The 13,636-nt window shown below is 67.6% G+C and carries 9 protein-coding genes; 5 read left to right on the forward strand and 4 right to left on the reverse strand.

All coding sequences use genetic code 11. The features are described from left to right. From ACWMMN_RS34175 to ACWMMN_RS34185, 3 genes are read left to right on the forward strand one after another with little or no spacing between them, the layout of a single operon-like run. The gene (locus tag ACWMMN_RS34175) at nt 1-873 is read left to right on the forward strand and encodes a polysaccharide deacetylase family protein (RefSeq protein WP_059241418.1); all 873 of its coding nucleotides are present in this window, start codon (nt 1-3) and stop codon (nt 871-873) included. After that, nucleotides 870-1,778, forward strand: a complete 909-nt coding sequence (locus ACWMMN_RS34180) for a polysaccharide deacetylase family protein (RefSeq protein WP_233464197.1) — start codon at nt 870-872, stop codon at nt 1,776-1,778. The genes ACWMMN_RS34175 and ACWMMN_RS34180 overlap by 4 nt, the downstream gene beginning before the upstream one ends. Next, entirely contained in the window at nt 1,775-3,160 is a 1,386-nt protein-coding gene (locus ACWMMN_RS34185) for an MmgE/PrpD family protein (RefSeq protein WP_174992380.1), read from the forward strand. The genes ACWMMN_RS34180 and ACWMMN_RS34185 overlap by 4 nt, the downstream gene beginning before the upstream one ends. Nucleotides 3,161-3,268: 108 nt before the next feature. On the opposite strand, the gene ACWMMN_RS34190 is transcribed toward ACWMMN_RS34185, so the two are convergent. After that, nucleotides 3,269-4,225, reverse strand: a complete 957-nt coding sequence (locus ACWMMN_RS34190; RefSeq protein WP_342706294.1) for a mannuronate-specific alginate lyase — start codon at nt 4,223-4,225, stop codon at nt 3,269-3,271. Between the two features lie 400 nt (nt 4,226-4,625). Here ACWMMN_RS34190 and ACWMMN_RS34195 point away from each other — a divergent pair, with 400 nt between their 5' ends. Then, nucleotides 4,626-6,818 (forward strand): TonB-dependent siderophore receptor, encoded by a 2,193-nt coding sequence (locus ACWMMN_RS34195; RefSeq protein ID WP_486424429.1) that lies wholly within the window; start codon nt 4,626-4,628, stop codon nt 6,816-6,818. Nucleotides 6,819-6,825: 7 nt separating this feature from the next. On the opposite strand, the gene ACWMMN_RS34200 is transcribed toward ACWMMN_RS34195, so the two are convergent. The 3 genes from ACWMMN_RS34200 to ACWMMN_RS34210 form a co-directional block, all read right to left on the reverse strand. Beyond that, nucleotides 6,826-7,935, reverse strand: a complete 1,110-nt coding sequence (locus ACWMMN_RS34200; RefSeq protein ID WP_486424430.1) for an alpha/beta hydrolase — start codon at nt 7,933-7,935, stop codon at nt 6,826-6,828. Nucleotides 7,936-8,041: 106 nt separating this feature from the next. Beyond that, nucleotides 8,042-8,857 carry a response regulator transcription factor gene (locus ACWMMN_RS34205; RefSeq protein ID WP_059241424.1) on the reverse strand — a complete coding sequence of 272 codons (816 nt, stop codon included), beginning with the start codon at nt 8,855-8,857 and terminating at the stop codon, nt 8,042-8,044. Between the two features lie 379 nt (nt 8,858-9,236). Then, a complete protein-coding gene (locus ACWMMN_RS34210) occupies nt 9,237-9,425 on the reverse strand; it encodes a hypothetical protein (RefSeq protein WP_486424431.1) in 189 nt (62 codons plus the stop codon). Nucleotides 9,426-9,995: 570 nt separating this feature from the next. Between ACWMMN_RS34210 and ACWMMN_RS34215 the strand changes: the two genes are divergently transcribed. Next, on the forward strand, nt 9,996-13,589 hold the full coding sequence (locus ACWMMN_RS34215; RefSeq protein ID WP_059241425.1) for a YadA family autotransporter adhesin: 3,594 nt from the start codon (nt 9,996-9,998) through the stop codon (nt 13,587-13,589). Nucleotides 13,590-13,636: the final 47 nt, after the last annotated feature.

The raw sequence follows: 13,636 nt of genomic DNA on the forward strand, positions 1-13,636 counted from the left end.
ATGACGGAGCTGGCTCCCCGCTGGCCGGATGCGAAACGTGCATGCGTCGCGCTCGCGTTCGACCTCGACGGCCCGACTGGCGATGCGATGCTGAACGGGTCGATCTGGCGCAACCCCGCGTATTTCACGCTCGGCAGCTACGGGCCGTGGCGCGCGCTCGGCCGGTTGCTCGACATGCTCGCGTCGTTCGGGCTGCCGGCAACCTTCTTCGTGCCCGCCTGGGTCGCGCAGACGTGGCCTGCGCAATGCGCGGCGATCGTCGAGCGCGGCCACGAGATCGGCTATCACGGCTACCGGCACGAAGCGTTCTGGACGCTCTCGCCCGATCGGCAGCGCGAGATCATGGCGCAGTCGGCCGACGTCTTCGCGCGCACGCTCGGCGTGCGGCCGGTCGGGTTCCGCACGCCGTCCGGCGACTGGAGTGCAGCGACGGTGGCGGTGCTGCGCGAGGCGGGCGTGCGCTATTCGAGCTCGATGCGCGGCGACGACCGGCCGTACCTGCTGCACGGCGAGGCCGGGGAACCGCCGCTCGTCGAGATTCCCGGCCGCTGGGAAACCGACGATTACGCGTCGCTCGCGTACCACCGCAACCCTGACTACCCGGCCGGGCTCGACCGGATCGCCGGATACGGTGCGACGCTCGACAACTGGACGCGCGAATTCGACGGCGTGTACCGTGACGGGCTGTGCCTGACGACGCTGCTTCATCCCAAGGTTTGCGGCAAGCCGGGACGCATCGCGCTGCTTGAGGCATGGCTCGACCATATGTGCGCGCAGGACGGCGTATGGTTCGCGCGCTGCCACGCGCTAGCCGACTGGTGGCTCGCGCAGGCCACGCGGGATGCGGAACCCATGCAACGGAGCGGCATGTGACCTACTTTCCTTCATGGCCGGGCGGCGCGCGATACGCGGTCGCGATCACGGTCGATTTCAACGACATTCATGGCATCCAGACGCGCGAACCGCGCATCGTCGGCCGTGAGAAATCGCTGTCGGTCTGGCGTTACGGCGCGACACGTGGCGTCGACCGGCTGCTTGCAGCTTTCGACGCGTTCGGCGTGCCGGCGAGCTGGTTCGTGCCCGGCGCCGTCGCCGAAACGCACGGGGGCGCGGTGCGCGAGATTGCCGCCGCCGGCCACGAGCTCGGCGTGAGCGGCTATCGCTGCGAGGATTTCGATGCCTTGTCGCTTGCCGCACAGGCCGACGCGTGCCGCGCCGGGCGTGCTGCGCTCGCGGACGCGATCGGTCGCGACGCGGAAGGCTTTCGCTCGTTCACCGGCAACTGGGCCGATGGTTTCGCGGATTGTCTCGTTGCGGAAGGTTTCACGTGGTCGTCGTCGTGGCGCGGCGACGATCTGCCTTACGTGCATCCGCGCAACGACGGCGACGCGAACGGCGCGCGGCTCGTCGAGCTGCCGCTGCACTACGAACTCGAGGACGAACCGTACTTCGAGTTCAACCTGTCGCCGCCCGTGCCGGCGGGCCAGCCGCGCATCGCGGCGTACCGGGACGTGCTCGACAACTGGCGGCGCGACGTCGACGGGTTCAGGCGTTTCGGGCTGTGCTGCGTGCTGCGCCTGCATCCCGAGATCATCGGCACGACCGGGCGGATCGATCTGCTGCGCGCGTTGCTCGCGCACCTGCGCGGCACCGGTGATGCGTGGTTTGCGACGGGGCGCGACATCGCGCGCTGGTGGCGTGCGCAGGCCCCCGTGAACGCCCCGGGCCATCCGGTCGACGTGTTCGCGCGTTGCGTGGCAGAGGAGGCGGCGCGATGACAACGGAGACGCAAGCGCGCGCCACCCGGCTCGCGGCATTCGTTGCACGGACCTCCGCCGATGCAATGCCGGACGACGTCGTCGCGAAAGCCAAGCGTCATGTCCTCGACACGTTCGGTGCGGCGCTGGCCGGCACGTCGGCCGTCGAGACACGCAGTGCCCGTGCGTTGACCGGCGCCGTTGAGCAGGGTGGCGCGTCGCTATGGGGCACGCGACGGCGCGCGAGCGCGCGCGACGCGGCGTTCGTCAACGGCATTGCCGCGCACGCGCTCGAGCTCGACGATTCCGGCGGCTGCGATCATTCGGGCGCGGTCGTGCTGCCTGCCGTACTCGCCGCGCTGTCGTGCGCCGGCCACCCCGTGACCGGCCGGGCATGCGTGGCGGCGATCGTGCTCGGTTACGACGTCGGTCGGCGCGTGCTCGAGGCGGCGGGCGGCTACTCGGCCCACAACGGAGCGGGCTGGCATTCGACGCTCAGCTGTGGCGTGTTCGGTGCGGCCGCCGCGAGCGCACGCGTGCTCGGGCTCGACACCGCACGCACGCGCGACGCGCTTGGCCACGCGGCGAGCTTCGCCGGCGGCCTGTGGAGCTTCATTCACGACGGATCGCAGACCAAGCGGCTGCACGCCGGGCGTGCGGCCGAAGGCGGCGTGCTGGCAGCATTGCTTGCACGGGAAGGCGTGAGCGGCCCCGCCCGCGTGTTCGACGACGTGTGGGGCGGTTTCTTCAATACGTTCGCCGCACAATCGCACGCGCCCGACGCATTGACCGACGGCCTTGGTGCGCACTGGAAGCTGATGCGCTGCTCGATCAAGCCGCACGCGTCGTGCCGCAGCGCCCATGCGGCGGTCGACGCGACGTTGCAACTCGCGGACGGCCGCACGTTCGATGCCGACGCGCTCGAACGGGTGGTGGTGCGCGCAAGCGCGTTCGTTGCGCGGATGTGTGGCGGTCGCGACCTGTCGACGCTGTCGTCCGCGCAGATGAGCCTGCCGTATGCCGTTGCGGCGGCGCTCGTGTTCGGCGATACCGGGCTCGGCGCCTATCGCGCAGACCGGCGCGCCGACCCGCGCGTGACCGCGCTGCTCGCGCGCATCACGGTCGACGTCGATCCGGCACTCGGCGATCTCGACGAACCGACGGTGACCTTGCAGCGCGCGGACGGGACGCGGGAATCGCGTCACGTTCCGATCGCACTCGGCGATCCGCGCAATCCGCTGCCGGATGCGGCGCTGCTGGCGAAATATCGTGCGCTGGCAAGCACGGCGCTCGACAGTGCGCGCGTCGACGCGTTGCGCGACGTGTGCCTGTCGCTGGACCGGCAGGCAGACGCGCGCGTGCTGAACGAGCGGCTCGCAGGCGATTCGGAAAACCGCGAATGACCGTGCCGATGGGCTTCGAGCGGCAGTGGCGGCTGCAACATTCGCGCGAAAAACGGCCGATCAACGATACGTCAACGCCGAGGATGTGCCGCGTGCGGGGTGCCGGGCCTATGGCAGCGGCGCGCCCCACACCGCCGTCACGTCGCCACCCAGCCGCCATTCGTCGAACGGGCGGCGCGGTGCGATGATTGCCGGCAGGCGACGATCGCGAAAGCGCGCGAAGTACGGCTCGACCCAACTGAGTTCATCGCGAAACGTCCACGGGAACAGGTCCTGCCTGACCGGCGTGATGGCCGCGAAGCTCGCGGGATTCTCCACCGCGGCGATCACGAGATTCGCGAGACGGCCGATCGCACCGTCGTTTTCCCGATAGAGATCGATATGGCGCTGCTGCACGAGCTCCGCCGCGAACACGAGCGGCAGCAGTGCGAACGTGTGGTAGTGCAGCGCACGGTTGCCGCGCTTGACTTCCCGTGCAAGCGAACCGTCCGGGCCGATGTCGCGGATGCCTTCGCGAACGCGCAGCAGCCCCGAATCGACGAGGCTCGCGTTGCCGGTCGCGGTGCCGATCGCGATCAGGTCGAGTCCGGCCCAGTACACGAGGTTGTTGTGCAGGTGGTTGATCGCTTCCGCATCGCGGGTGGCGATCGCGATGCGTTCGAGCCACGGATCGATCGCATCGAGGCGCGCGCGATTCGCATCGCGCACGTCGCGCGGCATGCGCAGGATCACCATCGCGAAATCGGTGCCGGCCCATGAACGCTCGTAATGGCCCTGGTAACCCGAGATCCGGCCCATCAGCGCATCGGCCTGCGCCCAGCTTTCCAGCAGGCTCGATGCGCACGACCAGTCGCCGTGGTCCGCCGCCGTGTTGAGCCGGGCAATGAAATCGCGCATCGGCTTCACGGCGCGCGCATAGCCGGCGGCGTCGTCATAGTAGCCGGGCGGATCGATCGTCGTGACGGCTGGCGGTATGTCGCAGGCGCGGGCCGGTGGCACGGTGCCGAATAGCGCGCCCAGGGAGAGCAACACGGCGAACAGCGGTCGAGTCGACAGGCAGCGCATACGGTCCCCGGTGGTGACGGTCGTGACGCCGGGTGCCCGCGGTCGACGCCGTACCGAGCATCGTGCGGGGCCGCGTGGTCCGCGGCCGTTTCCGGGTCGAACGCAGTCTAGCGTCCCCGTCTTTCATCCGCCTTTCCCGGCGGCAGCCGACCGGATCGATGGCGCGCCTGCGCCGTTTTCGCCGCGCGAGCGCCGGATTCGCGTGCCCGCGCACTTTTTTTGAAGACCGCGCCACATTCGCCCGGTATGATCGCTGCGCTCGCGAACGACGCCACTGGCCATCGGATTCCGGCTCGCGCGCAATCGACATGACCGGCATGACAACACAGGGCGGACGCCGTTCGATGCGTCGCGCCACGATCGGGCCGAATCGGCCACCAGCACGACGGAGCAGGGAACGATGGTAACGGGGACGAGTGCGGCGCGACGCGCGAGGACGGTCGCGGCCGCCGGAGCATGGTGCGTGGCGGCGGCAGGCAGCGCGCCCGCGCAGGCTGCGGATGCGGGAGACGCGCCGCAGGCCGGCGCGGCGGCAGCCGTGTTGCCGGCAATCGACGTGCAAGGCGTGGCCGACGGCGCGTCCGTCGGGCTCGTCGGGCGGCGCACCGCGGCCGGCACGAAGACCGACACGCCGGTGGCCGAGATCCCGCAAACGATCAATATCGTGACCGCACAACAGATCGAGATGACCGGCGCGGCCGACCTGAACCAGGCGCTGCGCTACGTGCCGGGCTTCTCGACGTTCGGCGCCGACAGCCGGACCGACTGGTATGCGGCGCTGCGCGGCTTCACGCCGACGCTGTACGTCGACGGCGTGCCGGCCCTGAATACGGCCGTGATCGCGAACTGGCGCGTCGACCCGTACACGATCGATTCGATCGCGGTACTGCGCGGGCCGACGTCGGTGCTGTACGGCGCAGGCGAGCCCGGCGCGATCGTCGACGCGCAGACGAAGCTCGCCGACGGCGCGCGCGTGCGCGAAGCCGGCGTGCAGATCGGCAACGATGCGCGCAAGCAGGTCATGCTCGATGTCGGCGACCGGCTCGATCCGGACGGCAAGGTGGCATACCGCTTCGTCGGCGTCGCGCGCGACGGCAACGCGGTGACCGGCCCGAACGGTGACCGGCGCGTCGCGCTCGCGCCGTCGTTCCGCTGGCGGCCGAACGCCGACACGTCGCTGACGGTCTCCGCAACGTTCCTGCAGGACAGCGGCGACGTATCGTCGAACTTCCTGCCGGCGTCGGGCACGGTATTGCCGAACCCCAACGGCCGCCTGTCGCAGGACACCTACATGGGCGACCCGTCGTTCAACGACTACCGCAAGAAGCAATGGTCGCTCGGTTACGCGCTCGAACACCGCGTGAACGGGATCTGGACGCTGCACCAGGACGTGCGCTGGTCGCACCTGTCGCTCGACGATGCAACGGTGTTCGGCAATGGCTTCGCGCCCCGCAGCACGACGAACATGATGCGTTTCGCGGGGCTGTTCCAGCTCAACTACAGCCGGCTCGACATCGACAATCACGCGCAGGCGCGCTTCGGCACGGGGCCGCTCGAGCATACGCTGCTGTTCGGCCTGCAATTCGACCGGCAGACGACGACCAACAGCGTGTGGCTTGCACTCGCGCCGTCGCTCGACCTGTACCACCCCGTCTACCGGCCGGTGACGGCCGCGATCTTCTCCGGTCCGACGTCGCTCGGCCACATCGACCAGTACACCGCGATGAACACGGTCGGCGTGTATGCGCAGGACCAGATCCGCTGGCAACGCTGGACGCTGACGCTCGGCGGCCGCGAGGATGTCGTGAATGCGCGCTTCGACGACCGGACGGCCGGCACGCAGGCGCAGCAGAACGTCAGTGCGTTTTCCGGGCGCGTCGGGCTCACCTATCAAGGCGACGCCGGGCTGTCGCCGTACCTGAGCTATTCGACGTCGTTCGATCCGGTCATTGGCGTGCGGATGTTCGGCGGCGGCCTGCCGAAACCGACGCGCGGCGCGCAGACCGAGGCCGGGCTGCGCTGGCAGCCGCCCGGCAGGAACCTGATGCTGAACGCGGCCGTCTACCAGATCGACCAGACCAACGTCGTGACGCCGACGCCGGTGAATCTCGACCGGACCGGCACGACGTCCGTGCAGACCGGCAAGGTGCGTTCGCGCGGCATCGAGCTGAGCGCGGTCGGCAAGCTGACGCGCGAGTTGTCGATCGTCGCGTCGTATGCATATCAGGACGTCAAGAACGTGCAGGCGAACGACGCGTCGCTGAACAACTGGCCGGTGTCCGTGCCGCTGCCGCGGCAGATGGCGTCGCTGTGGGCCGACTGGACCTGGCAGACGGGCGCGCTGGCGGGCGTCGGGATCGGCGGCGGCGTGCGCTATCAAAGCGCGTCGGCCGGCGCGCCCGACAATTCGTTGACGGTGCCGAGCGCGACGTTGTACGACCTGGCGTTGCATTACGACATGCCGCACTGGCGTTTCGCACTGAACGTCGCGAACCTGTTCGACCGGCGTTATGTCAGCGGCTGCCAGTCGTACGCCGTGTGCGTGTTCGGCAACGAGCGGACCGTGCTGGCCAGCGCGAAATACAACTGGTGAGCGCGCGCTATCGTGCCGCGGCGGGCAGCAGATATTCGAGGCCGTGCGTGAAACCGCGCGGCGCGACCGTCAGGTGATTTTCGTCGTCGAGTACGTCGACGCGCAGCCGGAGCGACCGGAACTGCCTCGACCGCAAGGACTTCTCCATCTTCCGCGTGTCGGTGACCATGTTGTAGGTCCTGGCAAAACGCGGATCGCCCTTCCGGACTTCCTCGTACTCGCCGACATACATGAACACCTGCGCCGGCAGGTCGCGGTGGCTGGCCGCGTAGGCGGCCTCGACACGCGACATGGCGTGCCGGTCGTACCACAGCGACGGACTGCCGATCAGATAGCCGGAGAACAGGTCAGGTTCGGTCAGCAGGATCCTCATGCCCAGCAGGCCGCCATATGAATGGCCGAGCAAGAATCGCCGGCTTTCGTTGGTCCGGTACTGCTTCGCGATGAACGGCAGAACCTGGTTGCGGAGATACGCCTGATACGCACCGGCCTGGCCGTGAACGGCATCGGCCGGTGCGTCGGGAGATCCTGCCGACGTGGGCGTGTAGTCGCGTCGCCGGCTCTGCATGCCGCTTTCGCCGCGCGCATAGGACAGGCCGACGAGTATGAATTCCTCGACGACCGGCCCTTCGCCGTTGAGACGGCGGGCAATCTGCTTGACGAGGGGGAACGCATAGTCGGCATCCGTCACGTAAAGGACGGGATAGCGGCGCTGCGGCTGGCTGCCGTAGGACGGCGGCAGCGCGACGAATACCTGATAGTCGCGGCCGGAAACCGGGTCCGGCACGTCGCGGACTTCGGTGTCCGCGACTTCATAGGGCTCGCCGTTGCCGCGCTGCCAGTACGCCGGATGGGTTGACGTCGTTGCCTGTCCCGCTGCGGCGGCGGAGTGGGCGATCAGGCACATCGCGACGAGGCCTGCATGCAGAAGTGGCTTCATGCCGGACCGCATGCCTCGTTTGGCCCGCATCAACGAGGCGACGATCGAATGGTTCGGGAAACGTGGACGTCGCATGGGGCGTGCTCTTGGCCGAAAGCGCGCAGTTTGCCAAAAAAAGCGCGCTCGCGCGGCGCCGATTCGATTCGTTTGGGCGAACGGGCGGGCGCGATTGGTCAACGACGGCCGGCGCGCCAGGGCCCGGCGATTCCGTTGCCCGGTTGCCGGCGGTGAACCGCGGCCCGTGAAGCCGGCAGCGCGCGACGGGACGCCGTGACCCGGCGCGCTACGCGCCGCGCTGCGGCTCCCGTGCGGCGGTGCGCGCGCCCGCGTGACCCTGGCGCCGCCATTCGGTCGGGGTGATGCCGAACCGCTCGCGGAAGGCGGTCGCGAAATTGGCCGGCGTGGAAAAGCCGATTTCCTTCGCGATGCTGGCGATGCTGAGCGACGTCGAATCCAGCAGGTCCTGCGCGATCCGCAGCCGCTCGTACCGCAGATATTCGAACACCGTCTGGCCGAGATTGTCGCGAAACGCGCGCGACAGCCGCTTTTCGTGCGTGCCGACTGCGCGTGCCAGTTCCTCCACCGTCGGCGGATCGTTCAGCGTGCGCGACAGGTGGCGAATGGCCGCCCGCACGATGATGTCGTCGTCCTTGCCGGCCGCAAACAGGTTGTCCGCCGGTTCCGGACCGGCCGGCCGTTCGCGCTGCGTCCGTGAGAGCTGCACGCGGATCCGTGCGACCACTTCTTCCGGCTCGAACGGCTTCACCACATAGTCGACGCCGCCGATCTCGAGCCCTTCGAGCCGTTCGTGCAATGCGCCGGCCACGGTCAGGAAGATGACGGGAATCCCGGCCGTGAGCGGATCGGCGGCAAGCAGGCGGCACGCGGTGAAGCCGTCCATGCGCGGCATCCGCACGTCCATCAGGATCAGGTCGGGCATCAGCGCCTGCGCGCGCTGGCACGCTTGCGCGCCGTCGGATGCGATGCTGATCCGGCATCCGGTGTCGCGCAGGATGTCGATCAGCAGACGCAGCTGGTCGGGTTGATCGTCGACGACCAGGAGATGGGCGTCGCTCAATGCGGAGATCGATGAAGGCATCGTGCACCTGTTCGGAAAAGGCGGTTGGCTGCGTTTCCACGGGTGGCCTGCCCGGTTCGGGGGAAACGTCGTGAGCCGCTCTATGACGACGCATAAGCGCATCGCACGCTCGCATCGATTCCAGAGGTTGCCGGCACTGCGCGACGGACAACCGGTCGTCGCATGACACGGCATTCGTTTTTTTGATCGCTGAGCCGGTAAGGACGCGGACGATTGCCGTGCTCGCGCCGTGAAGATCGCGACTGCAGGAATCAATGCGAGCGGAATTGTAGGAGCTTCTTTCAAATCCCGCCAGACACTGCGGCTCTATTCGCGTCATCCCGCTTTCCCGATATTTAAAATGGCGGATTGAGACAGGAACGCCGCGCGTTGATATGCGTCAATACTCATGGTTTACGCGAATGCCGGCCACGCAGATCCGCGATCGACTGGATTCCGGATTGTCTTCCCGGGATTGATTTGAATTTAAATCCGCTTTGGCAAAGTATTTATCCGCCTTGTAAAACATTGCGATTAATTTCGGCAGCACGAAATCGTTTGCGAGGCGCGGGTATTTCACGTAAGTCATTGAATATATTGAATTTCACAATCTATAAAGAATGTCGGCTTCAATAATTCAAGATCGTGTCCCATAATTCGTCCGAACTTTGAATGCCGGGTGGCACAGCGCAACGGAAGGCGCCGCAAGGTGCGCCGGACGTTGTGCGATTCGAGTCCGAAGCATCGATTGATGCCCGCCCGGGCAAATGCTCGTGGCACGGGAATAAAGCACCGGTTGCCGAAGATGAAATAAAAGAAGCGGGGTTGGTCGCGGTCGGCGCGACCTCACATCAGAGGTGTTTATAACGACAGGTTGAATCTCCGGATTCAGTCGGGGAAAGGCTCGTCCATAAATAGTATTACGCATTCCTAATGAGGTTTCTTGAATAACGGAACGGGCCGTAACTAGACGGCGGGCCCGGAGGCTTCGATCGTCCGGTGGAAACGAACGGTCGATGCGGATCGCCTCCAACGTGGCAGCGCCGGATCACGGAATCGGGTTCCGCACCGAAGTCGCAATCGCAATCGAAGTCGAAGCTGTCAATAAACGTAAGTAGTCCATATTCAAACCAGACGCTACACAACGGAGCAGAAGACCATGAAGAGGAAGCAGATTTCGGTGCTCGCCGCCGCGATGTTCGCGGGCGCGGGTATGCTGAGCGCCGGCGCCGCGCACGCCGACAATTTCGTCGACCGCGGCAACCCGGACAACGCGCTGAACGGGCAGTGCATCGACGGGACCAACCCGCTGTGCGTCAAGACCAAGAACGGGACCTACGTGGCGGTGAGTACCACGAACGTGACGCAGGGCACGAATGCCAAGGCCGGCACCAGCGGCATCGCGATCGGCGACCAGTCGAATGCGAGCAGCAACGGCGGCAGCAGCAGCGGCGGTGCGATTGCGATCGGTGTCGGCTCGCAGGCGCTGGCGAACTCGGCGACCGCGATCGGCACGGTGGCGGTCGCGCAGGGCAACACCGCGCTGGCGATCGGCCGCCAGTCGGCCGCAGTCGGCGATTTCTCGATGGCGCTCGGCAACGTGGCGGATGCGCACGGCACCAGCTCGATCGCACTCGGCCACTCGGCATTGGCCAGCGGCGACCGCTCGGTCGCAATCGGCGGCGCGAACCCGACGTCGAGCGATGGCGTATCGGCCGGCGCGTCGTACGACGCGGCGACGCAGACGCGCGCGGGCGGCACGCAATCGGTGGCGATCGGCGCGGGTGCGCAGACGAACGACAACAATCAGGTGGCGATCGGGTCGGGCAGCATCGGCGCGAACAACGGCGGCACGCCGGTGTTCGGCGGCACGGCCGCACCGGTCGGCGGCGCGGTATCGTTCGGTGCAATCGGCAGCGAACGCCAGCTCAAGAACGTCGCGGCGGGCGCGGCCGATACGGACGCCGTCAACGTCCAGCAGCTGAAGAACGTGAACAACACGCTCAGCACGGGCATCGGCAATGTCGACGCGCGCGTGACGTCGGTCGGCAATTCGCTGTCGACCACGATCTCGAACGTCGACCAGCGCGTGACCAGCGTCGGCAACAGCCTCAGCACGAGCATCGTCACGGCGACGCAGAACGTCGTGAAGTACACCGACAACACGCATGCGGCGATCGCGCTCGACGGCGTCAACGGCACGACGATCGGCGGTGTCGCGGCCGGCGTGGCCGATACCGACGCCGTCAATGTCGGCCAGCTGAAGGGCAGCGTCACGCCGCTTCAGACGTCCATTTCGACGGCGGCGTCGAACATCGCGAACCTGCAGACCAGCGTGACCGGCATCAACACGTCGCTGAGTACGGCGGCGTCGAACATCGGCGGCCTGCAGGCGGCCGATGCGCGCAACGTGAAGTACGACGGCGCGAGCGGCTTCGACTCGGTGACGTTCGCGGGCACCAACGGCACGACGCTGCACAACGTCGCCGACGGCAAGGACGTACACGACGCCGTCAACGTCGGGCAGCTGAACGGCGGCCTCGCGTCGCTCAGCACGAGCGTGACGAACAACCTCAGTACGACGCTCGGCAACCTGAGCACGTCGATCACCAGCCAGATCAGCAGCGCGACGAAGAACGCCGTGCAGTACGACAGCGACGCGCACAGCGGCGTCACGCTGGGCGGGACGGGGGCGGCGGCGCCGGTCGGCCTGCACAACGTCGCGGACGGCACGGCCGCGAACGATGCGGTGAACGTGGGCCAGCTCGGCAAGGCAACCAGCACGCTCAACCAGTCGATCACGACCGTCGGCAACCAGGTGACGACGAACACGGGCAATATCGCGGCGCTGCAGCAGGATGCGCTCCAGTGGAACCCGGGCATCGGCGCTTACGACGCGAGCCACGGCGGCCACGGCCCGCAGCTCATCAGCAACGTCGCGGCCGGCAAGGCCGGCACCGACGCGGTCAACGTCGACCAGCTGACCGCGGCGATTCACGACGGCACGAGCCAGCTCGATGCGCTGGCCGTGAAATACGACGACGCGAGCAAGCGGCAGGTTTCGCTCGGCGCGGGCAACGGCGGCAGCCCGGTGCGCGTGACCAACGTCGCGGCCGGCAACGTCGCGGCCGGCAGCACCGACGCGGTGAACGGCGCACAGCTGCGCAGCGCGATCGACAGTACCGCGGCCGCACTCGGCGGCGGCGCGACGTCGAATCCGGACGGCTCGATCACCGCTCCGAACTACAAGATCGGCGGCAGCGCGTTCAACAATGTCGGCGACGCACTGACGAACCTAGACGGCCGCGTCGGCAGCAACACGACGACCCTCGCGAATCACGAAACGCGCATCGGCAACGCCGAAACGAATATCGCGGGCAACACGGCGGCGATCGCCGGGCTGCAGCAGGACGCGCTGCAGTTCGATCCGAAGCTCGGCGCGTTCAGCGCGGCGCGCGGCGGTGCACCGACGCAGCTGACGAACGTGGCCGACGGCAATGTCGCCGCGGGCAGCACGGATGCGGTGAACGGCGGCCAGCTGTCGGGCGTGAAAACCGCGCTCGAACAGCAGATCACGCAGGTGTCGAACCAGGCCGGCGAAGCCGTGAAGAACGTCGTCAAGTACGACGTCGACACGAACGGCAACCGGCTGAATTCGGTGTCGCTCGTCGGCGGCGATGCAACGTCGGCGGTCGTGCTGAAGAACGTCGCGGCGGGCACCAGCGATACGGACGCGGTGAACGTGAAGCAGCTGAAGGGCGTGCAGTCGAGCCTCAACCAGCTCGGCGCGCTCGCGGTGCAGTACGACGACAGCTCGAAGAGCACGATCACGCTCGGCGGCGCCGGCGGCACGCGCATCACCAACGTGCAGGCAGGCACGCTCAGCGCGACCAGCACCGACGCGGTGAACGGCTCGCAGCTCTACGCGACCAACCAGCAGGTGTCGAAGAACACGACCGACATCTCGAACCTGCAGAGCAACGTCACCAACATCGCGAACGGCAAGGCCGGCCTCGTGCAGCAGCAGGATCCGAACGGCGCGATCACGGTCGGGCAGGGCACGGGCGGCACCAGCGTGAACTTCTCCGGCACGGCGGGCGACCGCGTGCTGACCGGCGTCGCGGCGGGCGTGAACGCCAACGACGCGGTCAACATGGGCCAGTTCAACACCGCGCTGCAGAATGCCGCGGCCAACGACAAGATCCGCGCGGCGGCGACCGATGCGAACACGTCGTGGATCGCGCGTGCCGACGCGGGTTCGATCGGGTCGACGGCGACCGCGACCGGCAAGAATGCGGTGGCGGTTGGCCAGGGCTCCGTCGCCGATCGGGACAATTCGTTCTCGGTCGGTGCGAAGGGCAGCGAGCGCCAGGTCACGAACGTCGCGGCCGGGACGGCGCCGACCGACGCGGTGAACGTGCAGCAGCTGAACGACAACCTGTCGACGGCATCGGCGCAGGCGAAGGGCTACACCGACCAGCGCGTCGGCCAGGTGTACAACGCGTTCAACGACCTGAAGAAGGACATGTACGGCGGCGTCGCGTCGGCGATGGCGGTGGCCGGTTTGCCGCAGCCGACGGGCGCGGGGCGCTCGATGGTGTCGGCGGCGACGTCGAACTATCACGGTCAGCAGGGCTTCGCGGCCGGCTACTCGTACGTGACGGAGAGCAACCGCTGGGTCGTCAAGGCGTCGGTGACGGGCAACACGCGGTCGGACTTCGGCGCGGTGGTCGGCGCGGGTTATCAGTTCTGATGCAGGTCGCGCAGCGTTGAGCGTTGAGCGGTGCGGGCGCCGGGGCA

The organism is Burkholderia cepacia complex sp. TUM26381, from assembly GCF_057439935.1.

What these genes read in the sequence shown, in the direction of transcription:
- ACWMMN_RS34175 (WP_059241418.1), top strand. Translation starts at nt 1, where the DNA reads ATGACGGAGCTGGCTCCCCGCTGGCCGGATGCGAAACGTGCATGCGTC.
- ACWMMN_RS34210 (WP_486424431.1), bottom strand. Translation starts at nt 9,425, where the DNA reads ATGACTTACGTGAAATACCCGCGCCTCGCAAACGATTTCGTGCTGCCG.
- ACWMMN_RS34190 (WP_342706294.1), bottom strand. Translation starts at nt 4,225, where the DNA reads ATGCGCTGCCTGTCGACTCGACCGCTGTTCGCCGTGTTGCTCTCCCTG.
- ACWMMN_RS34185 (WP_174992380.1), top strand. Translation starts at nt 1,775, where the DNA reads ATGACAACGGAGACGCAAGCGCGCGCCACCCGGCTCGCGGCATTCGTT.
- ACWMMN_RS34215 (WP_059241425.1), top strand. Translation starts at nt 9,996, where the DNA reads ATGAAGAGGAAGCAGATTTCGGTGCTCGCCGCCGCGATGTTCGCGGGC.
- ACWMMN_RS34195 (WP_486424429.1), top strand. Translation starts at nt 4,626, where the DNA reads ATGGTAACGGGGACGAGTGCGGCGCGACGCGCGAGGACGGTCGCGGCC.
- ACWMMN_RS34205 (WP_059241424.1), bottom strand. Translation starts at nt 8,857, where the DNA reads ATGCCTTCATCGATCTCCGCATTGAGCGACGCCCATCTCCTGGTCGTC.